The 27,000-nt window shown below is 67.2% G+C and carries 30 protein-coding genes; 14 read left to right on the top strand and 16 right to left on the bottom strand.

Going from position 1 to position 27,000, the window contains the following annotated elements:
- The 5 genes from ACW173_RS21480 (at position 1) to ACW173_RS21460 (ending at position 6,602) form a co-directional block, all read left to right on the top strand.
- Entirely contained in the window at positions 1–375 is a 375-nt protein-coding gene (locus ACW173_RS21480) for a hypothetical protein (RefSeq protein ID WP_099578389.1), read from the top strand.
- Positions 372–3,608, top strand: coding sequence for a CusA/CzcA family heavy metal efflux RND transporter (locus tag ACW173_RS21475; RefSeq protein ID WP_492082060.1), 3,237 nt, complete (start codon positions 372–374; stop codon positions 3,606–3,608). The genes ACW173_RS21480 and ACW173_RS21475 overlap by 4 nt, the downstream gene beginning before the upstream one ends.
- A 51-nt stretch (positions 3,609–3,659) precedes the next feature.
- Positions 3,660–4,001 (top strand): DUF190 domain-containing protein, encoded by a 342-nt coding sequence (locus tag ACW173_RS21470; RefSeq protein WP_099578385.1) that lies wholly within the window; start codon positions 3,660–3,662, stop codon positions 3,999–4,001.
- Positions 3,998–4,462 carry an SRPBCC family protein gene (locus ACW173_RS21465; protein WP_099578383.1) on the top strand — a complete coding sequence of 155 codons (465 nt, stop codon included), beginning with the start codon at positions 3,998–4,000 and terminating at the stop codon, positions 4,460–4,462. The genes ACW173_RS21470 and ACW173_RS21465 overlap by 4 nt, the downstream gene beginning before the upstream one ends.
- A gap of 112 nt (positions 4,463–4,574) precedes the next feature.
- The gene (locus ACW173_RS21460; protein ID WP_492082059.1) at positions 4,575–6,602 is read left to right on the top strand and encodes a heavy metal translocating P-type ATPase; all 2,028 of its coding nucleotides are present in this window, start codon (positions 4,575–4,577) and stop codon (positions 6,600–6,602) included.
- A 72-nt stretch (positions 6,603–6,674) separates the two neighbouring features.
- On the opposite strand, the gene ACW173_RS21455 is transcribed toward ACW173_RS21460, so the two are convergent.
- Together ACW173_RS21455 and ACW173_RS21450 are read right to left on the bottom strand one after the other, a co-directional pair.
- Positions 6,675–7,802, bottom strand: coding sequence for a nickel/cobalt efflux transporter (locus ACW173_RS21455; protein WP_492082058.1), 1,128 nt, complete (start codon positions 7,800–7,802; stop codon positions 6,675–6,677).
- A gap of 7 nt (positions 7,803–7,809) precedes the next feature.
- Positions 7,810–8,085 (bottom strand): metal-sensing transcriptional repressor, encoded by a 276-nt coding sequence (locus ACW173_RS21450; RefSeq protein ID WP_099578376.1) that lies wholly within the window; start codon positions 8,083–8,085, stop codon positions 7,810–7,812.
- Between the two features lie 106 nt (positions 8,086–8,191).
- Between ACW173_RS21450 and ACW173_RS21445 the strand changes: the two genes are divergently transcribed.
- Positions 8,192–8,974 (top strand): helix-turn-helix domain-containing protein, encoded by a 783-nt coding sequence (locus ACW173_RS21445; RefSeq protein ID WP_199170593.1) that lies wholly within the window; start codon positions 8,192–8,194, stop codon positions 8,972–8,974.
- Here the strand turns inward: ACW173_RS21445 and ACW173_RS21440 are convergent.
- The 3 genes from ACW173_RS21440 to ACW173_RS21430 form a co-directional block, all read right to left on the bottom strand.
- Positions 8,926–9,822, bottom strand: a complete 897-nt coding sequence (locus ACW173_RS21440) for a sterol desaturase family protein (RefSeq protein ID WP_492082057.1) — start codon at positions 9,820–9,822, stop codon at positions 8,926–8,928. The genes ACW173_RS21445 and ACW173_RS21440 overlap by 49 nt on opposite strands.
- A gap of 140 nt (positions 9,823–9,962) precedes the next feature.
- The gene (locus ACW173_RS21435; RefSeq protein ID WP_492082056.1) at positions 9,963–10,475 is read right to left on the bottom strand and encodes a hypothetical protein; all 513 of its coding nucleotides are present in this window, start codon (positions 10,473–10,475) and stop codon (positions 9,963–9,965) included.
- A 2-nt stretch (positions 10,476–10,477) separates the two neighbouring features.
- Positions 10,478–10,702: a hypothetical protein gene (locus ACW173_RS21430; protein WP_492082055.1), complete on the bottom strand. Its 225-nt coding sequence runs from the start codon at positions 10,700–10,702 to the stop codon at positions 10,478–10,480.
- Between the two features lie 124 nt (positions 10,703–10,826).
- Here ACW173_RS21430 and ACW173_RS21425 point away from each other — a divergent pair, with 124 nt between their 5' ends.
- Complete coding sequence (locus tag ACW173_RS21425; protein ID WP_492082054.1) at positions 10,827–11,396, top strand: TetR/AcrR family transcriptional regulator; 570 nt, start codon at positions 10,827–10,829, stop codon at positions 11,394–11,396.
- Positions 11,397–11,412: 16 nt separating this feature from the next.
- Here ACW173_RS21425 and ACW173_RS21420 read toward each other — a convergent pair whose 3' ends face one another.
- The 5 genes from ACW173_RS21420 to ACW173_RS21400 form a co-directional block, all read right to left on the bottom strand.
- The gene (locus tag ACW173_RS21420) at positions 11,413–13,764 is read right to left on the bottom strand and encodes a heavy metal translocating P-type ATPase (RefSeq protein WP_492082053.1); all 2,352 of its coding nucleotides are present in this window, start codon (positions 13,762–13,764) and stop codon (positions 11,413–11,415) included.
- Positions 13,765–13,997: 233 nt separating this feature from the next.
- On the bottom strand, positions 13,998–15,260 hold the full coding sequence (locus ACW173_RS21415) for an ATP-grasp domain-containing protein (protein ID WP_492082052.1): 1,263 nt from the start codon (positions 15,258–15,260) through the stop codon (positions 13,998–14,000).
- 1 nt (position 15,261) lies between these two features.
- A complete protein-coding gene (locus tag ACW173_RS21410) occupies positions 15,262–15,765 on the bottom strand; it encodes a hypothetical protein (protein ID WP_492082051.1) in 504 nt (167 codons plus the stop codon).
- On the bottom strand, positions 15,762–16,046 hold the full coding sequence (locus ACW173_RS21405) for a hypothetical protein (protein WP_143324385.1): 285 nt from the start codon (positions 16,044–16,046) through the stop codon (positions 15,762–15,764). The genes ACW173_RS21410 and ACW173_RS21405 overlap by 4 nt, the downstream gene beginning before the upstream one ends.
- Positions 16,047–16,176: 130 nt before the next feature.
- Positions 16,177–18,099 carry a multicopper oxidase domain-containing protein gene (locus ACW173_RS21400; protein WP_492082050.1) on the bottom strand — a complete coding sequence of 641 codons (1,923 nt, stop codon included), beginning with the start codon at positions 18,097–18,099 and terminating at the stop codon, positions 16,177–16,179.
- Between the two features lie 179 nt (positions 18,100–18,278).
- Here ACW173_RS21400 and ACW173_RS21395 point away from each other — a divergent pair, with 179 nt between their 5' ends.
- A complete protein-coding gene (locus tag ACW173_RS21395) occupies positions 18,279–19,559 on the top strand; it encodes a type II restriction enzyme NmeDI-related protein (protein ID WP_012286344.1) in 1,281 nt (426 codons plus the stop codon).
- Here ACW173_RS21395 and ACW173_RS21390 read toward each other — a convergent pair.
- The 4 genes from ACW173_RS21390 to ACW173_RS21375 all read right to left on the bottom strand — a co-directional run bounded on the left by ACW173_RS21390 (position 19,556) and on the right by ACW173_RS21375 (position 21,384).
- On the bottom strand, positions 19,556–20,134 hold the full coding sequence (locus ACW173_RS21390) for an RNA polymerase sigma factor (RefSeq protein ID WP_012286345.1): 579 nt from the start codon (positions 20,132–20,134) through the stop codon (positions 19,556–19,558). The two genes, ACW173_RS21395 and ACW173_RS21390, sit on opposite strands and share 4 nt — an antisense overlap.
- The gene (locus tag ACW173_RS21385; RefSeq protein WP_012286346.1) at positions 20,131–20,571 is read right to left on the bottom strand and encodes a Spy/CpxP family protein refolding chaperone; all 441 of its coding nucleotides are present in this window, start codon (positions 20,569–20,571) and stop codon (positions 20,131–20,133) included. The genes ACW173_RS21390 and ACW173_RS21385 overlap by 4 nt, the downstream gene beginning before the upstream one ends.
- On the bottom strand, positions 20,568–20,861 hold the full coding sequence (locus ACW173_RS21380; RefSeq protein WP_012286347.1) for a hypothetical protein: 294 nt from the start codon (positions 20,859–20,861) through the stop codon (positions 20,568–20,570). The genes ACW173_RS21385 and ACW173_RS21380 overlap by 4 nt, the downstream gene beginning before the upstream one ends.
- 130 nt (positions 20,862–20,991) lie before the next feature.
- A complete protein-coding gene (locus tag ACW173_RS21375; RefSeq protein WP_012286348.1) occupies positions 20,992–21,384 on the bottom strand; it encodes a DUF305 domain-containing protein in 393 nt (130 codons plus the stop codon).
- Between the two features lie 323 nt (positions 21,385–21,707).
- Between ACW173_RS21375 and ACW173_RS21370 the strand changes: the two genes are divergently transcribed.
- From ACW173_RS21370 to ACW173_RS21360, 3 genes are read left to right on the top strand one after another with little or no spacing between them, the layout of a single operon-like run.
- A complete protein-coding gene (locus ACW173_RS21370; protein WP_492082049.1) occupies positions 21,708–24,197 on the top strand; it encodes a heavy metal translocating P-type ATPase in 2,490 nt (829 codons plus the stop codon).
- Positions 24,194–24,625: a Cu(I)-responsive transcriptional regulator gene (cueR, locus tag ACW173_RS21365; protein WP_012286350.1), complete on the top strand. Its 432-nt coding sequence runs from the start codon at positions 24,194–24,196 to the stop codon at positions 24,623–24,625. Before ACW173_RS21370 ends, cueR begins: the two co-directional genes overlap by 4 nt.
- Positions 24,622–25,053, top strand: a complete 432-nt coding sequence (locus ACW173_RS21360; protein WP_012286351.1) for a hypothetical protein — start codon at positions 24,622–24,624, stop codon at positions 25,051–25,053. Before cueR ends, ACW173_RS21360 begins: the two co-directional genes overlap by 4 nt.
- A 26-nt stretch (positions 25,054–25,079) precedes the next feature.
- Here the strand turns inward: ACW173_RS21360 and ACW173_RS21355 are convergent, their stop codons facing one another.
- Positions 25,080–25,439: a copper-binding protein gene (locus ACW173_RS21355; RefSeq protein ID WP_492082048.1), complete on the bottom strand. Its 360-nt coding sequence runs from the start codon at positions 25,437–25,439 to the stop codon at positions 25,080–25,082.
- A gap of 169 nt (positions 25,440–25,608) precedes the next feature.
- Between ACW173_RS21355 and ACW173_RS21350 the strand changes: the two genes are divergently transcribed.
- The gene (locus ACW173_RS21350) at positions 25,609–25,806 is read left to right on the top strand and encodes a heavy-metal-associated domain-containing protein (RefSeq protein WP_041538975.1); all 198 of its coding nucleotides are present in this window, start codon (positions 25,609–25,611) and stop codon (positions 25,804–25,806) included.
- A gap of 55 nt (positions 25,807–25,861) precedes the next feature.
- On the opposite strand, the gene ACW173_RS21345 is transcribed toward ACW173_RS21350, so the two are convergent.
- A complete protein-coding gene (locus tag ACW173_RS21345; RefSeq protein ID WP_012286354.1) occupies positions 25,862–26,281 on the bottom strand; it encodes a MerR family transcriptional regulator in 420 nt (139 codons plus the stop codon).
- 81 nt (positions 26,282–26,362) lie between these two features.
- On the opposite strand from ACW173_RS21345, the gene merT reads away from it, so the two are divergent.
- Together merT and ACW173_RS21335 are read left to right on the top strand one after the other, a co-directional pair.
- Positions 26,363–26,776 carry a mercuric ion transporter MerT gene (gene merT, locus ACW173_RS21340; RefSeq protein ID WP_041538976.1) on the top strand — a complete coding sequence of 138 codons (414 nt, stop codon included), beginning with the start codon at positions 26,363–26,365 and terminating at the stop codon, positions 26,774–26,776.
- Entirely contained in the window at positions 26,773–26,997 is a 225-nt protein-coding gene (locus ACW173_RS21335; protein WP_012286355.1) for a GDCCVxC domain-containing (seleno)protein, read from the top strand. Before merT ends, ACW173_RS21335 begins: the two co-directional genes overlap by 4 nt.
- Positions 26,998–27,000: the final 3 nt, after the last annotated feature.

Here is a 27,000-nt window from a genome sequence, read left to right as displayed (position 1 = left end):
ATGGCGTCGATGAACCTCCCGCCGCCGCCCGCGGCGGTCGCCGGGCCTGTGATCGAAACTCGATCCAGCCCGCGACTCAAAATTCTCTGGGCCCACGCCAATCCGGACCCAAAAGGTCTGCTCGTCGCCGGCCAGGTGCGTCGCGGCAGCGCGACGGTCGTCGTGGCCGGTGGCCATCTCGATGTCGACGCCTATGCGGCGACCGGTGTGCTGATCGCGCATCGCACGACGCGATGGAACGGTCTTCTGAACGGCGGACGCGGATCCCACCCGGCCGGCTACGCCGTGCGCTTGGATGTGGCGGCCTCGGATGTCGCCCGGATCGTGGTCAGTCATCACTTGGCTGACCATCGCGCGATGGAGGCGGGCCGATGATCGCCAAGCTTCTCTCTTTCTCGGTGCGCGCCCGCTGGGCCGTGCTGTTCGTCGTCCTGGGCATCTCTGTTCTGGGTGCCTGGCAGTTGACCAAGCTGCCGATCGACGCCGTGCCCGACATCACCAACAAGCAGGTGCAGATCAACACCAGCGACCCGTCGCTCTCGCCCATCGAGATCGAAAAACGCGTGACCTTCCCGGTCGAGACGGCCTTGGCCGGCATTCCGGGTCTTGAGACCACCCGGTCGATCTCGCGCAACGGCTTTTCCCAGGTCACCGCCGTTTTCAAGGAGAACGTCGACCTCTACTTCGCGCGCCAGCAGGTCAATGAACGCTTGGCCCAGGCCCGCGACAGCCTGCCCGAAGGGGTCCAGCCGCAGATCGGCCCGGTCACCACCGGTCTGGGCGAAGTCTTCATGTACGCCATCGATTTCGCCAATCCCGGCGGTCGCGGCGCGAAGATCCAGAACGGCAAGCCGGGCTGGCAAAGCGACGGGTCGTTCCTGACGCCTGATGGCGCTCGGCTGAACGACGATGTTTCCCGCGCGGCCTACCTGCGCACCGTCCAGGACTGGATCATCAGTCCCCAGCTGCGCGGCGTGTCCGGCGTCGCCGGCATCGACACCATCGGCGGTTTTGAAAAGCAGTACGTGGTCGAACCCGATCCCGTGAAGCTAGCCGCCTATGGCGTCTCGTTCTCCGAACTGGCCAAGGCGCTGGAGGCGGCCAATCTCTCGGTCGGCGCCAACTTCGTCGAGCGGGCGGGCGAGGCCTATCTCGTTCGCGCCGACGCCCGGATCCGAAGCATCGACGAGATCGCCAACGCGATTATCGCCACGCGTGGCGGCGTCGCCGTCGCGGTCAAGGACGTCGCCGCCGTCAAGCTGGGCGGCGAGCTTCGCACCGGCGCGGCCAGCATGAACGGCCACGAGGTGGTGATCGGCACTTCCTTGATGCTGATCGGCGAAAACAGCCGCACCGTCGCCAAGGCGGTCGGCGATAAACTCGCCCAGGTCGAGAAGTCTCTGCCGCCGGGGATCATCGTCACCCCGACCCTGGATCGCTCCAAGCTGGTCAACGCCACCGTCTCCACCGTCGAGCGCAACCTACTCGAAGGCGCGATCCTGGTCGCCGCGGCCCTGTTCCTGCTTCTGGGCAATGTCCGCGCCGCCCTGATCGCGGTGCTGATCATCCCGTTCTCGTTCCTGATGACCGCCATTGGCATGAACGGCCTGAAGGTCTCGGGCAATCTGATGAGCCTGGGGGCGCTGGACTTTGGCCTGATCGTCGATGGCACGGTGATCATCATCGAAAACTGCCTGCGGCGCCTGGCCGAGCGCCAGCACCACGAGGGCCGGCTGCTGACCCTGCGCGAACGCCTGCAGGAAACCGTCCTGGCCTCGCAGGAAATGATCCGTCCGACCGTCTACGGTCAGGCGATCATCTTCCTGGTGTTCGCGCCGCTGCTGACCTTCACGGGCGTGGAGGGCAAGACCTTCTCGCCGATGGCCATCACCCTGATGCTGGCCCTGGCCAGCGCCTTCGTGCTGTCCCTCACCTTCGTGCCGGCCATGATCGCCCTGCTGATCCGGGGCAAGGTCGCCGAGAAGGACGTCCCGGTCGTCGCCTGGATCAAAAAGGTCTACGAGCCGGTCCTGCGCCGCTCGGTCGCTCGGCCCTGGCCGTTCATCGCCGCCGGCGTGGGCATCTTCGCCATGGCCGGCGTGGTCTTCACCTTCCTGGGTCAGGAGTTCATTCCGCAACTGGACGAGAAGAACATCGCCCTGTCCTCGCAGCGCATTCCATCGACCTCCTTGGAGCAGTCGCTAGCGATGCAAAGAAAGGTCGAGCAGGCGATCACCAGCCTGCCGGAAGTGGAGCGGATGTTCTCCAAGACCGGCACCGCCGAGGTCGCCACCGATCCGATGCCGCCCAACATCTCCGATGGCTTCGTGATCCTCAAGCCCGAGAAGGATTGGCCCAAGGGCGTCGACAGCAAGGCCGATATCCTGGAACGGGTGCAGGCCAAGCTCGACGGCCTGGTCGGCAACAGCTTCGAGCTGACCCAGCCGATCCAGATGCGGTTTAACGAACTGATCGCCGGGGTGCGCGGCGATGTCGCCATCAAGCTCTATGGCGATGATCTGGAGGAGATGAGCGCCGCGGCCGCCAAGATCGGCGCGGCTCTGCAAGCAACCCCTGGCGCCGCCGACGTCCGGGTTGAACAGACCGACGGGGCCCCGACTCTCGACGTTCAGTTCGACCGCGCGGCCATCGCCCGCTTTGGCCTGACCGTCGAGGATGTGGCCGACACCGTCGCCGCCGCCCTGGGCGGTCGCGAGGCGGGCCTGGTGTTCGAAGGCGATCGGCGTTTCGCCGTCGTCGTCCGCGTCCCGGCCGCCACCCGCAACGACTTGGACGTCCTGGGCGCCATGCCGGTGATGCTACCCGAAGAAGGCGGTCACGCGCGCGGCTCCGTGCCGCTTCGCGCGGTCGCCCAGTTCAAGTTCGCCGATGGTCTCAACCAGATCAGCCGCGAGAACGGCAAGCGGCGGGTGGTGATCCAGGCCAATGTTCGAGGCCGCGACGTCGGCTCGTTCGTGGCCGAGGCCACCGGCAAGGTCGAGGCGGTGGTCCTGCCGTCCGGGGCCTGGCTCGAATGGGGGGGGCAGTTCCAGAACCTGAAGGCCGCTTCCGATCGCTTGGCCATCGTCGTGCCGCTGTGCTTCGCCCTGATCTTCGCCATTCTCTACATGGCGTTGGGCGGGATCGGCCGGGCCCTGGCGGTGTTCACCGCCGTGCCCTTGGGCCTGGCCGGGGGCGTCTTCGCCCTGGGCCTGACCGGGATCGCGTTCTCGGTTTCGGCGGCGGTGGGCTTCATCTGCCTGTCGGGCGTGGCGGTGCTCAATGGCCTGGTGGTCATGAGCAGCGTGCGCCAGCGGCTTGAAGACGGCGTCGAACTGACCCAGGCGATCATCGACGGGACCATGGAGCGGGTGAGGCCGGTGATCATGACGGGCCTGGTTCCGGCCATCGGCTTCGTGCCCATGGCCCTGGCCCATGGCACGGGGGCCGAGGTGCAAAAGCCCCTGGCCATCGTCGTCATCGGCGGCCTGATCACCGCCACGGCCCTGACCCTGCTGGTCCTGCCGGCCATCAGCCAGGTGATCCTGCGCATCGGCGGCCGGTCGACCAAGGTCGAGCACGACGCCGAACCCCTGACCGCCCACTAGCCCTGCGCCCCGACGCCGCTTGGCGTCGGGGCGTTCCTTCCGGAGAGCGCCATGAGTCCTTCAATGATGCTGCTGAGGATCTACACAGACGAGGCGACCTATTTTGGCGACCGCCGGGTCTTCGAGGTGATCGCCGCGCGCGTCCGCGACGCCAAGCTGGCCGGGGCGACCGTGCTTCAGGCCCTGATCGGCTTTGGCAAGTCGGCCCATACCCATACCCGCCATATCCTCGACGATGACCAGTCGATCGTCATCGAGATCATCGACGAGGAGGAGCCCTTGCGGGCCTTTGTCGCGACCTTGGACGACCTGCCCGACATCGGCCTCGTCACGCTGGAGCGCGTGGAGGTCCTGCGCCGCGGTCCGCCAAGCCCCGTCCGGGCGGTTTCATGACCGCCGTCGCGCAGGCTGATCCGTTCATTCTGACCACCAGCCAGATCGTCGCCGCCAAGCCGCAGATGGCGTTCAAGTTGATCAGCGATCTTCCGGCCTATGCAACCTGGGCGCCGTTCCTGACCATCGTGCCGGCGGCCAGGCAAGCCGGGCCCGGGCAGCTGGATTTTCGGATTTGGGTCGGCAAGATCCCGGCGCCCTTCGTGATGGCCGGCGAGGTCGTGGTCAGTGAGCCCGGCCGCCTGATCGCCTGGCGGATGGGTGGGTTTGGCATCCGGCTCCTGGAGACCTTCGAGATCGCCCAGGTGCGGGCCGGGACGCAGATCAGCCATAGCGTCCAATGCGATGGCCGGCTCAGAGGGCTGATCGGCAAGGGTCTGCTGCGCACCTATGGCGGGGTCATGCGGGCGCTCGACGCCGCCATCGCCCGTCGGCTAGCCCTGCCAAAGATCCGACTTTGACGCCGAGACTTTTTCATACCGCCGAGGGGCTTGGTGAGCCTTGAAGCCATCTCGACCGTTGGGTTTGGCGGCCATCGCCGCCAAACCGCACCCTGACGCCGGAGACGACCCCATGGCCACCGCCAAGCCACACCCTGAAGACGGCGAAAAGCCCGGTCACGAGCACGACCATGATGGTGGCGGCGAAGCGGGCGGTCACGACCACGCGCATGGCGGCGTCTTCGGTGAGCGCACCGAACTGATCTTCGCGATCGGCTCGGGCGTTGCCCTGGCCACGGGCTGGTTGATAAGTCTGCGCCTGACCGGCCTGGCGCCCCTGGCCTTCTTCCTGATCGCCTACGGCCTGGGCGGCTTCTTCACGCTGAAGGAGGCGATCGAGAACCTTCGCAAGCGCCAGTTCGAGATCGACAGCCTGATGCTGGTCGCCGCGGCCGGCGCCGCGGCCCTGGGACAGTGGGCCGAGGGCGCGCTGCTGCTGTTCCTGTTCAGCATTGGCCATGCACTGGAGCATTTCGCGATGGGCCGCGCGCGCCGCGCCATTGAGGCCCTGGCCAAGCTGGCGCCGGAACGCGCCAGCGTCCGGCGCGGCGACACGGTCGTCGAGGTGCCGGTTGAAGACCTGCAGATCGACGACATCGTCTTGGTCCGGCCCAATGAGCGGATCGCGTCGGACGGCGTGGTGGTGGCCGGCCAGAGCAGTGTCGATCAGGCCCCGGTCACCGGCGAAAGCGTGCCCGTCGACAAGCGCCCCGTCGCCGACCCCGCCATCAGCTTCGAGCGCGCCAGCGCCGAGCACCGCGTGTTCGCCGGGACGATCAACGGGGCGGGCGCGCTCGATGTCCGGGTGGCGCGTAAGGCGTCCGAAACCACCCTGGCCCGGGTCGTCAAGATGGTGGCGGAAGCCGAAGCCCAGCGCTCGCCGACCCAGCAGTTCACCGACAAGTTCGAACGCATCTTCGTGCCATCGGTCCTGATCGGGGTCGGCCTCCTGATGCTGGCCTTCCTGGTCATCGACGAGCCGTTCAGCGTCAGCTTCTATCGCAGCATGGCGGTGCTGGTCGCCGCCAGTCCCTGCGCTCTGGCGATCTCGGTTCCCAGCGCCGTTCTGAGCGGTGTGGCCCGGGCCGGACGCGGCGGCGTCCTGGTCAAGGGCGGCGGCCCGCTCGAAAACCTGGGCACCCTGAACGCCATGGCGTTCGACAAGACCGGGACCCTGACCGAGGGCAAGCCCCGGGTGACGGACGTCCGCCCGTTGGAGGCTGTCGATGAGCGCGAACTGCTCGCCGTAGCCGTGGCCGTCGAAGCGCTCAGCGATCATCCGCTGGCCGCCGCGGTGGTTCGGGATGGCGGCGAGCGTTTGGGGGATCATCCGCGTCTTGTCGCTGACGGGGCCAGCAGTCTGACAGGTAAGGGCGTCCAGGCGCGGGTGTCAGGCCAGGACGCCGTGATCGGCAAGCCGGGCCTGTTCGACGGCAAGGATGCGCCGGTCCTGTCTGAGGCCATGCGCGCCTTGGCTGAAGACCTGGAAGCGCAGGGGCGCACGGTGATGGTCGTGCGCCACGGGGATCGCTTTCTGGGCGCCCTGGGCCTGATGGACACGCCGCGTTCGGCCGCCAAGGGCGTGATCGCGCGGCTTCGCACCTTGGGCGTCAAGCGCATCATCATGCTGTCGGGCGACAACCAGACCGTCGCCAGCGCGGTGGCCAAGGAGCTTGGTCTGGACGAGGCGCGCGGCGGGCTGATGCCCGCGGACAAGGTCGCCATCATCCGCGAGCTGAAAGCCCAGGAAGGCAAGGTCGCCATGGTCGGCGACGGCGTCAACGACGCGCCGGCCATGGCCAATGCGACCGTCGGCGTCGCCATGGGCGCGGCGGGATCGGACGTGGCGCTGGAGACGGCGGATGTGGCCTTGATGGCCGACGATCTGAGCCATCTGCCTTTCGCTGTTGGTCTCAGCCGGCAGACCAGCCGGATCATCAAGCAGAACCTCTGGGTTAGCCTGGGCATGGTTGTGGTGCTAATCCCGGCGACGCTGTTTGGCCTGAAGATCGGCGCGGCCGTGGTGTTCCACGAAGGATCGACTTTGCTGGTGGTGGCCAACGCGCTGCGATTGCTGGCCTATCGGGATCGGACCGCCTGAGTCCGGGCTAAAAGGCCTTCGCCGGCTCCGCCCCTTCGGGCGGGGTCAAGCTTACGACCTGTGGACGCGCGGTCAGGTGACGATCGCGCCAACCGCCTGAACGGCGAGGATCAAGCCGACGATGGTGATCAGCGCGCCAGAGGCGTAGGGCGCGCGACGGGCAAGGGTCGCGAAAGCGCTCCCGAACCGCTTTTCGGCATGGCGCATACCCAAGGCGGCCACCACGCCGACGGTGACCATGGTGATGGCCAGGCCGATCGAGAAGCACAGCACCAGGGTCGCGCCGAGCGCGACCTGTTTGAGCTGCAAGCACAACAACAGGACCGTGATCGCGGCCGGGCAGGGGATCAGCCCGCCGGTCAGTCCAAACAGGAGGATCTGGCCGGTGGTGACGTCGCGGCCGGCGAAGCGCTGCTTGATGTCGTTGGCGTGGGCGCGCTCGTGCGCGTCCTGGTAGCCAGGATCGGAGACGTCTAGGCCGCCATGGTCATGGCCGTGCCCATGGTCGTGTTCGGCGAAGACGACGTCGAAGTCGTGGCTGTGCGAGCCATGGGCGATCGACAGCCGCGCATCGAACGCATGGGGCTCGGGGATCGTCTCCACCGACTCCAGGAAAGCGCCCTTGTCGGCGAAGGCGAAGGTCTGGACCGCGCCATCGGGCCGCGTGGTGGTTACGGTCAGTTCGCTGGCCCGCGGCGGGCGCCCGCGCTCTGCGGTGATGCGGAAGCAGGGCGGCACGCCATCCTCGAAGATCGCCAGGGCGACGACGCCGTGTCCGGTGTCGATCCGCCGGACTTCGTCGTCGTGGTCATGAGCATGGCCATGATCGTGGTCCTGCTCGTTGGCCGCGGCGCGTCCTTCGCGCCAAGTTCGCCAGACCATCCACAGCGCGACGGCGACGATGATCGCCGCCGAGGCCAGTTGGAACCAGGGCTCGGCCGTGTCGAGGTCGAGGTTGCGGCCAAAATAGAGGCCCGCCAGACCGATGATCCAGACGATCGCCGTGTGGGAGGCGGTCGCTGACAGCCCCAGCAGAATCGCCTGCCAGACCGTGCCGCGCACCGCGACGATGAAGGCGGCCATCATCGTCTTGGAGTGCCCCGGCTCAAGACCGTGCAACGCGCCCAGCAGCAGGGCCGAGGGCACGAACAGCCAGGCATGCCCCGCGCCCTGCGCGAGGAGATCGGCGAGGGATGTCATGGGCGCCTCAGAGGTACTTGGTAATGGTCTTGAGTTCGTCGATCGCCTTGGCCGCGCCCTTGGGATCATTTTCGGCCGCATGGGCCAGGCAGTGATCGATATGGTCGTGGATCAAGGTCTTTTTGGCGGCGGCGACCGCCTTCTCGATGGCGTGCAGTTGCTGGGCCAGGTCCAGGCACGTGCGGCCCGCCTCGATCATGGCGATGGTCTTGCGCAGATGTCCTTCGGCGCGCTTGAGCCGATTGACGATCTCGGGATGGGTTTCGTGGACGACGTGAGCCATGCAAATGTCCTATCCCCCAGGAGGGGATTAAGTCCAGCCAGTTTCGGACGATCGCCCTGCCTCGCACGCGGGCGTATCGCTTGACTGCTGAGGCGCGGGGGCCAGGATGCGCAACGAGGTGACGATGACCGCGATGCGACCGCACGGCCCCGATCCGCTTGAAGATGAGCCGCCGTCATGGCGAGGCGAGCTGGTGGTCGGCGACCTCTGGGCCTCATGGCGCGGGGCGGCCGGCGACGCCGCCCCGCATCGCCATCTGGCGGCGCAAGCCGTGATCGCGCCGATGGGGGCGTGTGTTGTCGATGGCGAGGGCCAGCGGCATGGCGCGACCGTGATCCTGATCGATCCGCTTGTCCGCCACGCGCTCCTGCCCATCGTGGAGGCCCAGATCCTGTTCGTGGAGCAGGGCGCGATCGGCGCGCCCGCCGTCGCCCCGCTGCTTGAGAGCATCAGGGCGGCGCGGGACACGATCGCCATCATTGGCCCGCCCGAGGCGGGCTTCTGGCGCGCATGGCTCGACGGAGAAGCGCGATCGTCGCCCTGGCCGCCGCCTGGTTCGGAACGCCTCGCCGATCTGATCGATCGGCTCGCGCCGCTCGGGCTGCTGCGCCTCGAAACCGCCGCCTCGGCGTTCGGGCTTTCCAGCTCTCGGTTCCGGCATCGCTTTTCCGAAAGCTTCGGACTGCCGTTCCGCCGGTATGTCTTGTGGCGACGGCTGCGCCTGGCGGCCGTCGCCATGATGCAAGGGGCGGATGCGACCGACGCCGCCCACGCCGCGGGCTTCGCCGACCAGTCCCATTACGCCCGGACCCTGCGAGCGATGTTCGGCGTGACCGCCGGTCAGGCCTTGTCGAAGCCCCGGCTGGCGCCTGGGTCGCGCCTATCCTGAGCCCCGGTCTGCGGGTGAAACGGTTCGACGAGTTGGCGGACATAGCCAGACGGATAGTCGGGGCGTTCCTCGATCCCCAGGTCCCGCGAGGCAAAGCGGCGCTGGGCGTCGAAGACCGCCGTTCCCAGCAGGTGGTCCCAGATCGTCGTGAACAGGCCGAAATTGACATTGCCCAGGCGAGCGCTGCTCTGGTGGTGGAAGCGATGCACCGGCGCCAGCGCCAGGATGCGGCGCAGCGGCCCGATCCGCATGTCGACGTTCGAATGCTGCAGGAGCAACTGGATCGCCACGGCGAAGGCCAGCAGGGCGCCGATGTTCAGTGGCAGGCCGATCAGGATCAGCGGCGCGACCCCCATCGAGGTTTCCACGGCCTGATGCACCGGATGTTTCATCAGCCCATTGAGGCCGTAGAGGCGGCTCGCCGAATGGTGGACGGCATGGAAGCGCCACAGCCAGCCGATCTTGTGGCTGGCGTAGTGGGTCAGGGTGATGCCGGCGTCGGCGACCACAATGGCCAGGAGAAGCTGCAGCGCGAGCGGCAGGTTCGCCGGCCACAGGGCCTTGAACGGCGAGATCAGCGTCAGGAGGGGGATCAGGCCGAGGGCCAGGCTGTTGCTCGCCTCGTTGACCAGGGCATGGGCGATGTCGCGGCCGCGATCGTGATGGTCGCGGTTCCAGTCGGCTTCATAGGGCGCCAGGCGCTCGGCCAGGAACGAGGCGCCGATCGCCATGACAAGCAGCGGCGCCAGCAGCCACAGCGGCGCGCCCATGGCGACCAGGGCTATGGCCAGGCCGTTGAAGCCCAGCAGCATGGCGGGCGCATAGAACAGGGTCAGGGCGGCGCGCATGGCAAGTCTCCGGGCGGATGATCCGTCCGCCGGACTGTGGAACCTGCCTTGCCGGGGCGCTTGAACGTAGGGGCTGGTTGGGGCGGCATGTCTCGACGCTGGCCGATGACGGCCTTCCGGCCTTGGCGGCGCCGACGCGTCTAGCGGCGCAACAGCGCGTGCCGCCGACGCGCGCCGTATCGCGTCAGGCCTTGCGGCTTGTAGATCGACAGCACCGCGGGCACGAGCAGCACCAGCAGCCCGCCTGCGGCGTGGACGAGAAGCTGGATGCCCACGGCGCGAAGATCCGCCCTGGCCAGGATCGTCTCGGAGGCCAGACGGGCGGCCTGGTCGATCAAGTCGAGCTTCACCAGCAGTACGGCGGTGGCGAACAGGGTCATCAGCAGCTTGATCAAGACCCAGTAGTGGCGAAACAGCCCCCAGGCGGTGCCCAGCGACTGGATGAGCCCGGTGGCCAGGGCCGCCAGGGCCAGGGGCGTAACGACCAGCCGGGCGATCAAAGCCATGGCCGGATAGGCGGCGCGCACCATCTGAGGGTCGCGGCCGGCCAGGCCGGCGACGGACAGCGCCAGGAAGGCGGCGATGGCGCCGAGCAGGCCGACCGATGCGGTGACGTGGACGGTGAGCGCCAGCTTGCGCAGACCCGGCGACATGATCACGACGGTCGAGGTCCGTGATCCATGGCGGCGGACGGGTTTCGGCCCGAACCGCCAAGGCCGTGCCGCGGCGCCAGCCCGGTGAGATGCAGGACGACGAACAGCAGGACGAGGACGACGCCGACCACCTGAAAGACCCTCACCCAGGCCGGCGTGCGATGCGGCGGCGCGCGGCCGGACGCGTCGTCGGTCTCGCCGGCTGTGTCGGGAGAGGGGGTGGCCATGTTGGTCCTCGACGAAGGAGAGGGGCTGGGGGCGTGCGTCCGCCATTTATCAATACATAGTGTCTCGATGAAGTCAAAATGTCTCGACCTTGGACATCGTCGTCGAGCCGCCTATGCTGGGCGGATGCCGAAGCTGTGGGACGAGACGATCGAGACGCATCGCCTGGCGGTGCGCGAAGCGACGCTGGACACTACGGCGGCGCTGGTCGCCGAGCACGGGCTGGCGTCGGTGACGATGTCGAAGATCGCCGCGCAGACCGGTATCGGCCGCGCGACGCTCTACAAGTATTTCCCCGACATCCAAGCGATCCTGATGGCCTGGCACGAACGGCAGGTCGGCCACCACCTTCGACAGCTCGCCGCGGTGCGCGACCAGGCGGGCGATCCTGGCCAGAAGCTGCAAGCCGTCCTTGAGGCCTTCGCGCTGATTTCCCATCAGCGCCATGATGGCGAGCTGGCGGCGCTGCTGCATCGTGGCGACCATGTCGTCCGGGCGCACCAGCAACTGCATGACCTCATTCGCGATCTGGTGATCGAGGGCGCGAAGACCGGGGCGCTGCGCGACGACATCGCGCCGGATGAGCTTGCGACCTATTGCCTGCACGCCCTGACGGCGGCCAGCCGTCTTGCGTCCAAGGTCGCCGTTCAGCGGCTCGTCGCCGTCACCCTGGCGGGCTTGCGCCCGCAGCCCTGACCCTGTCCACCTCGGCTCAGAGCTTCACGACCCGAAGCCGCAGGGCGTTGCTGATCACGCTGACCGACGACAGCGCCATGGCCGCCGCGGCGATCTGCGGCGAAAGCAGCCAGCCAAACATGGGATAGAGCGCCCCGGCGGCGATCGGGACTCCGGCCACATTGTAGATGAAAGCGAAGACCAGGTTCTGGCGGATGTTGCGCATCACCATCCGCGACAGGCGGCGCGCCCTGACGAGGCCCTGCAGGTCACCCTTCAGCAACGTCACCCCGGCGCTTTCGATGGCCACGTCCGAACCGGCGCCCATGGCGACGCCGACATCGGCGGCGGCCAGCGCCGGGGCGTCATTGACGCCGTCGCCGGCCATGGCCACGACGCGGCCCTCGGCGCGCAGTTTCTGGACGACCTTGGCCTTGTCCTGCGGCAGCACCTCGGCTTCGACATCCTCGATGCCTAGGCGCTTGGCGACGGCCAGCGCCGTGGTGCGGTTGTCGCCGGTCATCATCACCAGCCGGACGCCGTCGGCCTGCAAGGCCCGCACCGCCTCGGGCGTGGTCGGCTTGATCGGGTCGGCGATCCCAAGCACGCCGGCCAGGCGTCCGTCGATCGCCGCGAAGACGGCGGTCGTCCCGTCCTGGCGCAGGGCTTCGGCCTGCGTCAGCAGCGCGGTTAGGTCGACACCCTGCTCGGCCATCAGCGGCGCGCCGCCGAGCACGATCTTCTTGCCATCGACCACGCCGATCACGCCCCGGCCGACCGGCGAGTCGAAGTCGGCGGCCTCCGACAGCGACAGGCCGCGATCCTTGGCCGCGCGCAGCACCGCGTCGGCGAGGGGATGCTCGCTGCCGCGCTCCAAGCTGGCCGCCAGCCGCAGGAGCTCGCCTTCATCGACGCCGGCCACGGTCTCGATGGCGGTAACGGCCGGCCGACCCTCGGTGAGGGTGCCGGTCTTGTCGATCACCAGGGTGTCGATCTTCTCGAAGCGTTCGAGGGCTTCGGCGTTCTTGATCAGCACGCCGGCCTGCGCGCCCCGACCCACCCCGACCATGATCGACATCGGCGTGGCCAAGCCCAGCGCGCAGGGGCAGGCGATGATCAGCACCGAGACGGCGGCGACCAGGGCATAGGCCAGCCGGGGGTCTGGCCCGACGATCGCCCAGGCGGCGAAGGCGACGGCCGCCACGGCGATGACGGCAGGCACGAACCAGCCGGAGACCTGATCGGCCATCCGCTGGATCGGCGCGCGGCTGCGCTGCGCGTCGGCGACCATCTGCACGATGCGCGACAGCAAGGTGTCGGCGCCCACCTTCTCGGCCCGCATCACGAAGGAGCCGGTCTTGTTGATGGAGCCGGCGATGACCTTGCCGCCCGGCTCCTTGGTCACCGGCATGGACTCGCCCGTCACCAGGGACTCGTCGATCGACACGCGGCCCTCGACGATCTCGCCATCCACCGGCACCCTCTCGCCCGGACGGACCCGCAGTCGATCGGCCACGAGGACGAGGTCGAGCGTGACCTCTTCGTCGGTCCCGTCATCGCGGATGCGCCGCGCGGTCTTGGGAGCAAGGTTGAGCAGGGCCTTGATCGCCCCACTGGTCCGCTCGCGGGCTCGCAGTTCAAGAACCTGGCCCAAGAGCACCAGCACGGTGATCACGGCGGCCGCTTCGAAATAGACCGGAACAGCGCCCGCGGCGTCGCGGAAAGCGGGCGGGAAGACGCCGGGAGCCAGCACCGCCACCATGCTGTAGAGCCAGGATACGCCGACGCCCATGGCAATGAGCGTGAACATATTGAGCTGGCGCGTGCGCAGTGAGGCCCAGCCGCGCACGAAGAAGGGCCAGCCGGCCCAGAGCACGACAGGCGTCCCCAGCGCCAGCTGGATCCAGTTGGATGTCTGGCGGCTCATCAACATCATCAAGCCGCTGAGGTGACCGCCCATCTCCAGCGCGAAGACCGGGACGGTGAGCGCCAGGCCGATCCAGAACCGCCGGGTCATGTCGTCGAGTTCGTGACTTGGTCCCGAGTCCGCCGTCACCGTCACCGGTTCGAGCGTCATGCCGCAGATCGGGCAGGAGCCGGGGCCGACCTGCCGTATCTGCGGGTGCATGGGACAGGTGTAGATCGTCCCTTCGGCCGCGGCGGGCGCGGCCTGCGTGGCCGTCGCCAGATAGCGCTCGGGGCTGGCGATGAACTTGTCGCGGCAGCCCGCCGAACAGAAGGAAACCGTCCTGCTCCCATGCTCGACATGGTGGGGCGTTTTGCGCGGATCGACCGTCATGCCGCAGACGGGATCGATGGCCGGATCGGCTTGGGGCGATACGCTCGTCTGCGCCCCATGGTCGTGATCGTGACTCTGGGCGCGGGTCATGTCGTCCCTATCTAGCCTCGCGACGGCTTCGCAAATCGTGTGGACGCGCGCCCATATGCGCAATGGAGAATGGGCGAGACGCCTTCGCGGGGTATATGCCGCAACGTCACAGCTGGGGATTTGATCCAAGACAAGCCCAGGCCGCTCAATCGCCTAGACCGCATCAAAGGCCCGGCGCGACTTCGGCCGGCGTTCAGGACGATCGCTGCGGAGACGACTTGCTGCGCCCGCCGTCAGATGACGAAAACCGGCGCGAAGCCTCCGCCCGGCGTCCTGAAGTTGGTGGTCTGTCCCTGGTAGACGCGCGCGGCCACCAAGAGCGGCGAACCGACATAGGTGTAAAGGCGCACGTCCAGCTTCAGCGACTTGGTCTCGCCGTCGATCCTGATCCGCCGCTCGCCCGGCGCGGCGAAGGCCTGGGCGATGTAGCCGCCCTGCCGGATGTCCTCCCAGACGCCTCGCGTGACCTTGTCGCCGCGATAGACCGCCTTGCCCCCATAACCCGCCGCCGGCTTGAAGAAGTAGCGCTTGCGCGCCGCCCAGAGTTGGTCGGCATTGTCCGCGGTGATCATGACGGTCGCGGGCACGGCCTTCAGGCTCTGCCGCTGACCGGGCGTGATCGCCCACCCGCTCATCATGCCCGGATCCGACAGCAGGGTCAGGTTGCGCTTGTCGGCCAGGAGCGCGTGGTTGCGAGGGTTGGGGGTGAGGACAACGGCGCCCGCCAGATAGGCCTCTCGCAGCGGTTGATGGCTGCTTTCGCTGAGGGCGAAGTCCACCAGGCGGTTATAGACAAGATCGACCGTCTGGCCCTCGAACGCCAACCGGCCATCGGCGAAGCGCAGTTGCCCTGGATCGACCACCCAGGCCTCCAGGCCGTGGCGCTCGAAGAAGCGTTGCGCCAGTAGAAACTCAGGGAACAGGTACTGCTCCGCGGGGCGATCATCGACGATGGCGATGGTTCGCGGCTGTCCCACGCGCCCCTGCGCCCGCCACTCCGCCAGGAGCATCTCCCAGACGATCGCGTCGAATTGACCTGGCGGCGCGCCACGCATCGCATCGTCCGCCTCGCGACAGCAGGCTCTTTGCGCGCGCGCCAGCATGGCGTTGAGGAAGGCGCCCCCCGCATTGGTGTTGACCTCGATAAGCTTGGGCCCGTCTGCGCCGAGGTGAAAGTCGTAACCCATGAAGACCCCGCGCGGGCCAAAGTCCTGTCGCGCGATCGCCGGCGCCCAGCGCAGGACCGCCGCTTGGTAGGCGGGGTCCTGGACGGCCGCCTCGATGGCCCCGACAATATCGAGCATCGCCGCCAGATCGCCCTTGGCGATGAACACCGGTCCGCCGGAGAACAGATTGGGTCGCGCGGCCATCAGGGTCGCGACGAGGCCTGGCTCCGGCGCTTGCGCCTGGATCGCGGCCAGCAGGCCGGCGCTGTCGAGCGTGATGCAGAAACACTCCCTGTTCAGCACCGCGTCGCGATCAGGGGGACGGTTCATCTCAGCGCTCGTTCAGGCGGCCCGCGTCGCGCGCGGCCAGGGCGATGGCGCCGGCCCAGGTCGCGACGGGAAGGATCAGCAGCCATCGGAAGTCGGACGCCAGGACAAGGTTCACCACGCTCATCGTTCCCACCGACAGCGCGCCCGCGCCGCCAAGCAAAGCAAGTTCGCGCCGATCAGGCGCATGGCTCCGGCTTAGGCGCAATGCAAGCGCCGCGGTCAACACCCCCACCGCCGCCATCTGCCCGCCCAGCACGACGAACACCAACTGCAGCCAGCGCTCCAGCCTTGGCGCCGCCGCCGTGAGCGCTCCGGACGCCGTCCCAAGGAACCGAAGATCCTCCGCAAGGAGCGGCGGGCGGAGCATGGCGAAGTAGAGGCCGATCGCCAGTTGATAGGCCGCGCAAGCACCCAGCAGCAGGGCGGCGAGGCGATGGGGGCTCGCCGACGCTGCGCCGGGATCTGGGGGCTGGTGGTCAGCCGCATGGGAGGGGCGATCGATCAACGTTCCAGGAACGAAAGCGCATTGTAGGCCAGCGCGAGCAACGCGCCGACCAGGGTCCCAAAAGCCAGCGACCAGCAAAGGCCCGTCGCCAGGGCCGCCACCGATCCGGCGGGCTCCACCGTGAAAATCGCAACGTACATGTGGCTGGCGCTGAGCCATCCGATCGCCGCGCCGCTCCAGCACAGCAGGAACACCGCCCCCAGCGTGGCGGCGACCGCGAGCGCGCTACGAAGAACGGGGAGCCGCCCACGGATAGCGCGGGTGTCGCCGGAATTCGCCATGACCAGGGGAGTCCTTCCGAGAGTCCAAGCCGCCGCGTCCGCAATGGTTCCACGCGTTCAGGCCTCCTTCACCGCCGATGGCTCCCCGACCAAGGTTTCAGGGCGAAAAGGCCAGGCGCCACGCCCGCGGCTAGCGGACGTCGATCACCATCATCAGGCCGCCGCCGCCCTGGGTCTCGACGTTGTTGTTGGTCGTGTGGTGGCCGATATGGCAGTGGATCAGCCATTTTCCGGGCTTGAGCGCCGTCCAGATGACGTCGTAGCGCTGACCAGGTCCGATATTGATCGTGTCGGCCTTGAAGCGGGCCGAGGGCTGCAGGGTCTCGCCGTCGCGGGCCACCACCTCGAATGGACCGCCGTGGATGTGAATCGGGTGGATGAAACCGTTGTTGGAGCCGATCATCCGGACCTTGAGGGTTTCGCCCACCCTCATGTGAATGGTGTCCGTTGCCGGAAACGCCTTGCCATTGAAGGTGAAGAAGTTGGGCTGGCCGCCGTCCATGGGCATCGCCGGGTAGGTCAGGCCCTCGCGCTTCAGCCATTCCTGCAATTGCAGCACATATTCGTGGTCGGCCCTTAGACTGGGGTCGGGTGTCTTGGGGTCGATGATGAGCGCGCCGTAAAGCCCAAGGCCCTGCTGGCGGTCAACATGGTCGTGCGAGTGATAGAGGTAGGTGCCGCTCTGCACCGCGGTGAAGGCGTAGCGATAGGCCTTGCCGTTCTCGATCGGCGCCTGGGTGATCATCGCCGGGCCGTCCATGATATTGGGCAGGATCAACCCATGCCAATGGACAGTGGTGGACTCTGGAAGTCGATTGGTCACGTCGATCCGAACCTTGTCGCCCTCGTTGAAGCGGATGGTCGGGCCCGGGACCTGGCCGTTGAAGCCATAGGCGTCGACCGTGACGCCCGGCAGGATCGTCCAGCGGAACACCGAGGTCTCCAATTCGAAAATCTTGACGCCGTTCTCCAGGCGGAAGGGCAGGGGGCGGGCTCCGCGCACCTCCACGCCGTAGGTCGCCTTGACCTGACGCGGATCGACCGCCGCCATGTCGATCATCGCCTCGGCCGGCGTGTCGCGATCCATGATCATGCCTGGCGGCATGATCGCGCCGCCGACCTGGTGGGCCGACAGTGTCATGTTGATCCAGTTCCAGGGTGCGATCATCCCCGCGACCAGGGCCAGACTCGAGACGATGCCGAGCGTGGCAATCTGGGCCGAGGTGGCGTCGGACGCCATACCGGGGCTGTCGGGGGCCATGGTCGCGTGGGCGCCATGATCCGGATGTTCGCCGCCGGCCATCGCCTTGGCCATCTTGTGGCCGGCATGCGGGTCGGCGGTCGCCTTCGCCTTGGCCTGGGACCCAAGGTCGAACTTCGCGCCCGATTTGCGCTCGGTCATCAGGCCGTGCTTGAGAGCCTTGGAGACCAGCCAGACATTGGACGGAAAGGCCAGGGCGAAGCCGGCGATGACGCCCACGCTCATCACGCCCCAGAAGATCAGTTCGGTCGGAACCATGGCCCGCATGTCGCGGCCCATCATCAGGAAGCTCATCACCGGAGCCATGCCGGCCATCATGAAGTTCATGCTGATCAGTTCGGGAATGAAACTGCGGCGGACATTCTGCCAATAGGTCCCGCCCATCATCGACTTCATGAACAGGGCCTGGAAGATGAACAGGCCGAACGCGAAACCGAAGGCGTATTCGACCAGGAGGTCCAGCCACATCGGCAGGCCCAGGGTCGCGGTGATCACCGCCGCCAGAATGATCCCCGTAGCGTCGCCGGCGATGCAGTGGATGGTCGAGCCGACGCCCTGCTTCCACAACGGCTTGACGAAGGCTTCGTGCTCACCGGGACGGGGCTCCTTGTCGGCCAGCACGTACAGCAGCAGGCCGATGGGGCCCGTATAAAGAGTCACCAGGATGAAACCCCACTTCATCACAACCGGCTCGGGGTTGTTGCGATACTGGTCGACGGCGACATAGACCGTGCAGAGCGCGGCGACGGAAAACCAGCCCGCCAGGAAGTAGTCGATCGGTTGGATTAGCATCGGTGCTTCCTGCCGGAATAAAGATTCCAATGATGGGAAGGATATCGACCCGGTCAAATTCATTGGAACCAGCCATCGACACGACAACGGCGAATGAGCGGTCGAGGTTGCCCGCTTCTTGACTTGGAAAGCAAGGCATCGCCGCCTATTGACCAAGGGTGCGGCCGGGGAGAGCTGGATTGTCCGACGACTTGATGCGCGATCTTCTGCGGCGCTGGCGCGACGATCCACGCGGCGCTTATCGCACCTGGTTTCTCTGGGAAGACCGGATCAAGAACTTCCGTTCTATCCGGCGCGGCGTGCAGCAGGTCGCCGAGGAGATCGCCGAGGGACGGTTCGGCGTGGCCTATCGCGGCTCCTCGCTCGAGACCGTCGTCCACTCGATCGCCGAGCAGCGCCAGGTCTTCAAGGGCGCCGACCACGCTTTCCTGTGGAAGCCCAAGCTGCGCATTCCCGACATCTACGAGCATCCCGGCAACCAGCGGGCCTTCGGGCGCCTGCTGGACGCTTGCGTCTGCTGCGACACCGCCGAGCATGTCCTGGCCGAAATCCATCGGATCGACGCCCTGCAGATCAAGGGGCTCGGACCCGCCGTCGCCAACATCCTCTACTTCCTGCACCCGACGATCGCCCCGCCGTTCAACACCGCGATCGTCCGCGGCTACAACGCCCTGTTCGGGGCGAATGTGAAGCTCGGGCGCTGGGAGCAGTACCTGGCCATGCGCCAAGGCTTGATCGCTTTCAACAGCAAGCATCGAGATCTGCTCTCCAACGATCTGGGCGCGGCCGCCGCCTTCTGCTTCGATATCGGCATGGGTCTCTATGCGCCGCCGCCACGTCAGGACGACGTCGCCGCCCTGGCGTCTTGGCGCGAGGATCTGGCCAAGGTTCGGGAAGCCGCGGCCCTTAAGCCCGGGGTCGAACAGGACGAGCGCACCCATACCCAGGTCCAGGGCTGGCTGCGCGATCTGGGCTTGGCCCTGGGCTACAAGGTGTTCATCGCCCAGAACGATCAAGGGCGTCTGCACGAGGGCGGCAAGCTGGGCGAGGGGTGTCTGACGCGGCTGGGTGGCCGGCTGGAAGCGGCGCCCGGCGCGGACGCCGTGCGGCTGATCGATGTGTTGTGGCTGTCGGACCCGGACACGATCATCGCGGCCTTCGAAGTCGAGCACAGCACCTCCATCTATTCGGGCATCGTGCGGATGCTCGATCTGGCGCTCGGCGGCGCGGCCGGCAGCCTGCATGCGCTCTACCTGGTCGCCCCCGACAAACGGGAAGTCGATGTTCGCGCCCAGATCGCCCGGCCGGCCTTCAGCCGGATCGGGGATCTGTCGGTTCGCTACCTGCCCTATGGCGAACTGGACAAGCATCGCGAGGCCATTGGGCGGTTCGGAACGGGTATCCAGGCGCTGGAATCGGTGTCCCATCGGCTTACCCCTGGCGAGGGGGTGTCGCGCTAGCGATCGCGAAAGGCTTCCGGATCCAACGACGCCGCCAGGGCTTTGCGCGCCCGATAGACGCGGGTCTCGACGGACTTGGGCGAGACGCCCAGGATCGCGGCGGCTTCATGATGTGACAGGCCTTCGAAGGCGGTCAGCACGAGCGGCGCCTTCAGGGCGTCGGGAAGTTTCGCCACCGCCTGGTTGAGAAGACCCATCGACTGGTGTTGGCGCAGCTGGTCGTCGGCCAGCGCACCGGGATCGACGGCTTGGGCCAGGGCGTCATCGGGCGCGACGGACCCGAAAAAGAAGCGGCGCACGGCCATCTTCCGCCCGCGGTCTCGCGCCTTGTTGATGGCGATGGTGCGCAGCCAGGAGCCGAAGGAGCGCGATGCGTCATACCGATCCAAAGCCGCCCAGGCCGCGATGAACGCTTCGTGGGCTGCTTCATAGGCCTCATCGGCATCGCCCGTATAACGCCGCAGCAGGCGGTAGAGACTTTCCTTGTGTCGGCCGACCAGCTGCGCGAACGCGCGCTCGTCACCCCTCGCGGCCTGCGCCGCGAGCGCTTCGTCGGTGGGCGTCGCCGCGATCACTGCGCCTGTTCGGTCAGGTTCTTGACGACGGTGTCGTCGAAACGGGCGGCTTGTTGCGGGGTCAGCACGGCGCGCATGGCGATAACGTGCTGGATGCTTTCCTTCTGCAGGGCGCCCATTGCCATGTGGAAGCGGTCGATGGCCGCCTGGACCTTGGGCGTATAGCTGTGCTGCTCCTGAATGGCCTGGGCGAGCTCGGCGTTGGCGGCGCGCATTTCGGCCTCAAGGACCTTGCGGCGCGCCGCGTAGTCACGCTCCAGCCCGTCGATCCGCCGTTCCTGATCCGGCGTGAGGTTGAGCTTCTCATGCACCAACTGATGCAGGGGCGTGGCGTGGTGCATCCGGCGCACGACATACTGTCCGCCGCCCCAGGCGCCGATCGCCGCCGCCAGGGTCGAAAGCACTAATGTCAGAATGATGCTGCGGGTAACGCTCACTGATCACCCTCGAGCAGGGTGGACGGCGCCAGATGAGCCGAGACCGAAAAGGTGCTGAACTGCTGTGGCGCGGAGACGGTGCTGGCCGCGGCCAAGCCGCCGGCGGTGACGCCCATCGCCAGCGCCAGACCGACCGATGCGACCCGGATCGGCGCCAGGGCGGCCCCTGTCTTGAGGTCGGCGCGTCGACGGGCAATGCCGCGCGCCACGTCCCATTCCAGGCCGTCCAGCGATCTGTCCAGCGGCTGAGCCGCCAGCTGATCGACCAAGTCATCCAAGTTCAGAGTCATGCTCGGTCCTTCGCCCCCGGAGGTGTCCCGCTGACTATACGCAGCAGAACCCCTTTATCCCGCAAGTCTGGAACGCGCGCGAAAATGACGCGCGGCGCAAGGTGCGCCGGCGCCAGTTTCTACAGGCAGCCTATCCGCCGTGCTTGCGGACGAAAGCCTCCAATTCGGCCTTGGCCTTGGTGTTTTCGTCGATGGTCATCTGCGCCATGCGCTTAGCCTCGGTGTCGCCGCCGTGCTTGAGCAGCGATTGGCTCATGTCGATCGCGCCTTGGTGATGAGCGATCATCTTCTTGGCCCACAGCACGTCGAAGTCGGCGGCCTTGGCCGCCATCATCGCTTTGCTCATCCGCATCTCGTCCATCTTCAAGGCGTCGCGGCCCATCTGAGCGTGACCCTTCATGCTGGTCTTGGACATATCCATGCCCTTCATGTCGTGCCCGGCCATGGACTGAGCCGAGGCGCCGACGGCGCCGACGGCGCCGAGCAGGCCCGCCACGCATAACGTAGTCAAAATCTTGCGCATTTGTTCGTCTTCCAGAGTGCTGCTGATCCGGTCGCGCCAAGAGCGGCGCTGGTCGTCCGACTAGAACAGCAATCGAAGGTATTCGTTGCCGAATACGAGCGCACATACATCCATCGAACATTCCCATCATTGTAGGCATAGATTGGATGATTTGGATCGGCTGTCGTGTGTGTGGTGAGTGTTTTTCGACTTGCAGAGAAACCTTCCGATGAGGGGAAGCCCTGGGCCGGCGCGTACACCTCTCGGGCGCCGCCAAATACCGCCTTGACCTTCCCATGATGGGAGGGATCACAAAGCTGGGCATCGAGAACAGGAGACAGTCGATGCCCGACCAAAACCTCAACATCCTGGACCTGCCCGTGGTCGGAATGACCTGCGCGTCCTGCGTGCGGCGGGTCGAAATGGCGGTTGCCGCCGTGCCGGGCGTGACGTCCGCCAGCGTCAATCTCGCGGCCGAGCGCGTTCACGTTGAAGGCGGCGATCCCATCGCGATCGGCGCCGCGATCCGCCAGGCCGGCTATGATCTCGTCGATCAGACGATCGATCTGCGCATTGTCGGCATGACCTGCGCATCTTGCGTCTCTCGCGTCGAAAAGGCGTTGCTGAAGGCGCCTGGGGTTGAGCGGGCGGTGGTCAACCTGGCCACAGAACGGGCTAGCGTCAGCGGCGCGCGCGGCGCTCTGGACCCCGATGCGCTGATCAAGGTAGTTGCCGAGGCGGGATACACGGCGAGCCTGGCGCCAGACGCCAGCGGCGACGCCGGCGACGACGAAGCCAAGGCCCGCGAGGCGGAGATCGCTGGCCTCAAGCGCGCGGTTCTGATCGCCGCCCTGGCCACCGCGCCGCTCTTCGTCGTCGAGATGGCCCGCCATTTCGTCCCAGGCGCCCACCATCTGCTGGCGGCGACGCTAGGCGAGCAAGCCTGGCGGCTGATCAGCCTGGTTCTGGCCAGCATCGTGCTGTTCGGGCCTGGACTGCGCTTCTATCGCAGGGGCGTCCCAAACCTGCTGCGCCTGACGCCCGACATGAACAGCCTGGTCGTGCTCGGCGCGAGCGCGGCCTTCGGCTATTCGCTGGTCGGGACCCTGGCGCCGGGCCTGCTGCCGGCCGGGACGGACGGCGTCTACTACGAGGCCGCCGCGGTCATCGTCACCCTGATCTTGATGGGTCGATGGTTCGAAGCCCGGGCCAAGGGCGCGACGAGCCAGGCGATCAAGCGGCTGATGACCCTGCAAGCCAAGACCGCGCGGGTCGAACGCGATGGCCAGGCCGTCGAGGTCGCCATCGGCGAGGTCGTGCCCGGCGATCTGGTGCTGGTCCGTCCTGGTGAACGCCTCCCGGTCGATGGCGTCGTTATCGATGGCGTGTCATTCGTCGATGAGGCGATGATTACCGGGGAGCCGATCCCGGTCGAGAAGTCCGTCGGGGCCTTGGTGGTCGGCGGCACGGTCAACACCACCGGCGCCTTGCGGTTCAAGGCGACCAAGGTCGGCGGCGACACCCTGCTCGCCCAGATCGTGCGCATGGTCCAGGCCGCGCAAGGTTCCAAACTCCCCATCCAGGCCTTGGTCGACAAGATCACCGCCTGGTTCGTGCCCGCCGTCATCGCCGTGGCCGTCGCGACCTTCCTGGCCTGGCTGGTGTTCGGCCCGTCGCCCGCCCTGGGCTTGGCGCTCGTTCACGCGGTGGCGGTGCTGATCATCGCCTGCCCATGCGCCATGGGTCTGGCCACGCCGACCTCGATCATGGTCGGGACCGGCAGAGCCGCCGAGCTGGGCGTTCTGTTCCGCCGTGGCGAAGCCCTGCAGGCGCTGCAGGACGCCAAGGTCGTGGCGCTCGACAAGACCGGCACCCTGACCAAAGGCAGGCCCGAACTGACCGATCTGATCCTCGCGGAAGGGTTTGGCCGGGGCGAGGTCCTGGGCCTGGCGGCGGCGGTCGAGGCGCGTTCCGAGCACCCGATCGCCCAGGCCATCGTCTCCGCGGCCAAGGCCGAAGGCGCGACGCTCGGCGCGTTGAGCGACTTTGCCTCGACGCCAGGGTTTGGAGCGCAAGGGATCGTGGCCGGCCACCGCGTCGAGATCGGCGCCGATCGCTACATGCTGCGCCTGGCGCTGGACGTCGGGCCCTTCGCCAGAGACGCCGCCCGCCTAGGGGACGCCGGCAAGAGCCCGCTCTATGTGGCGCTCGACGGACGACTGGCGGCCATTCTCGCGGTGTCCGATCCCATTCGCGAAACCGCGCCGGCCGCCATAGCCGCCCTGCACGCCCAGGGCCTGAAGGTGGCGATGATCACCGGCGATAATCGCCGCACCGCCGAGGCGGTCGCCAAGATCCTCGGTATCGACGAGGTCGTGGCCGAGGTGCTGCCCCAGGGCAAGACCGAGGCGATCGCGGCGCTGCGCGCCCTCTATGGCGCGACGGCGTTCGTCGGCGACGGCGTCAATGACGCGCCGGCCCTGGCCAGCGCCGATGTCGGCCTGGCCATGGGGCAGGGGACAGACATCGCCATCGAGAGCGCCGACGTCGTGCTGATGGGCGGGGATCTGCGCGGCGTGGTCAACGCCTTGGCGCTGAGCCGGGCGACCTTGCGCAACATCCGCCAGAACCTGGTCTGGGCCTTCGGCTACAACGTCGTCCTGATCCCGGTGGCGGCGGGCGCGCTCGCGACGACCTTTGGTCTGTCGCTTTCGCCGATGGTGGCGGCCAGCGCGATGGCGCTGTCCAGCGTCAGCGTCCTGTCCAACGCTTTGCGCCTGCGCGCCTTCACCTCGCCTCTGCCCGCCGCCAAGCCAAGGAACACGCACGCATGAACATAGGACAGGCGGCCAAGGCGTCCGGGGTCTCGGCCAAGATGATCCGCTACTATGAGCAGATCAAACTGATCACGCCCGCCGGCCGCACCGACAGCAATTATCGCAGCTTCAGCGAACGCGAGGTCAATGAGCTGCGATTCATTCGCCGCGCCCGTTCGCTGGGGTTTTCGGTCGAGGAGATCGCTCACCTGCTGTCGCTCTGGCGCGACCGTGTCCGTCCCAGCCGCGAGGTCAAGGCGATCGCCGATGGGCATGTCCAAGCGTTGGAGGCCAAGATCGTGGAGATGCGGGCCATGGCCGACACGCTACGCGACCTGTCTCGCGATTGCGCTGGCGATGATCGGCCCGACTGCCCGATCCTGGCCGACCTCGGTTCGGGCGCGCCGCCACGGCGCGAGCCAGCTCCGTCCCGGGGCTTCCGGTGAAGCGGCCTCTGGCCTGGCTGTCGGGCGTCTGCCTGATGGCGGGGCCGCTGGCAGGCCACGCCGCCGACTACAGGTTCGAGGCCGTTTCGCCAAACCTGACCCGCGGCGTGGCGACGACCATTATGGTGAAAGTCACTCCCGTCGAACCCGCCCGCATCATGCCGCGATTGTCGGCGCGCGACGCCACGGTCAGCTTGACCTCGGGGCGTGGAACAGCGGTGTTTCCCGCCTTCTTCGAGCCTTCGCTCGACTATGACCAGCTTCGGTTCCGCGCCGACCTGCCCATGACCGGCGACTGGGTGCTGGCCTTCACCCTTCAGCCCGTCGGCGAACCGACCAAGGCCGCGAACGTCAACCTCAAGGTCGCCGATCCACCGCGCGCCGCGGTGCCGTCACCGGCCACCGGACCTGTTCGCCCGCCGCGTTGATGCGCCGGGCGAACCGTCCCGAGACGTTACTTGGCCGACATCGCCACGACTTCGGCCGCAGCGCCCATCGGCTTGAGCTTGAAATTGACGGCCTGACCGACCTTGAACGACTTCAGAACGTCCGGAGCGGCCTTGAACTTCATGGTCATGGCCGGCCACTTCAGCGCCGGGATCGGTTGGTGCTGCAGGGTCACCGTGCCGCCCTTGGCGTCGATCGCCTTGATGACGCCCTGACCGTCGGCCGTCTTGGCCGGAGCAGGCGCGGCGTCATGCTTCATGCCCGCCATGTCGCCCATCTTCATATCGCCCATCTTCATGTCGGACTGAGCAAGGGCGGGTCCGGTGAGCGCCAAGGCCAAGGCGCCGGCGGCGAGGAAGGTCTTCATCGGTTTGGTCTCCAGTCGGGCGGATCGACCGGGGAGGGCCGTCCTGCGCCAGAGAGATACGCGCCGGCCAAGGCCGATCCCTCAGCCAGGATTTCGGCGAGACGCCCCTTGACCTTGCCATGATGGGAAGCCCCATCTGTTGCAGCGAAGTCGAACAAGGACGAACAAGATGCTTCGCTACACCATCGAGAACATGACCTGCGGCCATTGCGTCGCCACCGTCACCAAGGCCGTGCGCGGCGTGGACGCCCATGCCAAGGTTCGGGCCGATATCGCAGGGCGACGACTGGAAATTGCCACGGCCGCAGCTTCGGACGGCATATCGGCAGCGATTGCCGCCGCCGGCTATCGTGTGACTCCGGCTTGACCGCCTTGGCCACCCCGACCTTTGGCGTGGACGACCAAGTCGGCCGGGGCGGCCGTCACGCCTGCAAGGCGACAGGCTTCGCATAAAGCGTCTGGATCAGCGGGCAGCCGGACTCGCGCCCGGCGTCGCAGGCTTGCACCGAGGAAGTCAGAACCGCTTCCATCCGCTTCAGATCCGTGATCCGCGAACGCACGTCATTCAGGTGCGCCGCCGCAAGGTCTCGCACATCGGTGCATGCGCCCTGCGGCCCAGCCGAGAGGTCCAGCAGCACGCGCACCGTCTCCAAGGTAAAGCCCAACTGCCGGGCGCGACGCACGAAACCCAGACGCGCCACGTCACCATCGCCGTAGCTTCGGTAGCGGCCCTTGCGTGGCGGCGTCAGCATCAGGCCGATGCGCTCATAATAGCGGATCGTCTCGATGTTGCAGCCGGTGAGGCGGGATAGCTGGCCGATCTGTATCGTTTGTGGGGACATCGGAGGGCCTTGCGATTGGGGCTTGAGTCTGTAGCCGCTACAGATGGCATCCTGCTGGCGCACGCGCCAGGAGACGACGATATGACGACCAAAAGCGATCCTCGCCCCGAGATCGGCGACAGGACCCGCCGCGTAGCGGAGAACACCTTGAGCGGCGCGGCGGTTCTCGCCGCGTTCGGGGCCGTTTTCGCATGGTCCGCGTGCTGCGTTCTGCCTATGTCCCTGGCGTTGGCGGGTTTGGGGCTGGGCGGTTTGAGCTGGGTCGCCGGCCAACGCGTCTGGCTCACGCTCGCGGCGCTTGGCGTGATCGTCGCCGGCTGGATCGTGACTTGGCGGCGGAGCCGGCCGCGTCGCGGAGACTGCGCTGACCGCGCGCCGTCGCGGCTGGCGATCGGCCTGCTCAGCGCGGCGACGCTTCTTGTTCTCCTCGCCTTGGCCTGGCGCCCGGTCATCGAGCCCTGGGCCTTGGCCCTTATCCGGAGCGCTCGCGCATGACCGGCAAACCGATCACGCTTGAATCCACGCTGACCTGCCCGCATTGCGGCCATCGCGAGACCGAAACCATGCCGACGGACGCTTGCCAGTATTTCTACGACTGCAAGGGTTGCGGTGTGGTGCTCAAGCCAAAGCCGGGCGATTGCTGCGTCTACTGCTCTTACGGCGACGTCGCCTGCCCGCCGATCCAGGCCGGGGATGGCGGGCCATGCTGCGGGTAGCCG

It is taken from the genome of Caulobacter sp. ALps2, from assembly GCF_058681635.1.
This window is presented reverse-complemented; position numbering and strand designations above follow the sequence as displayed.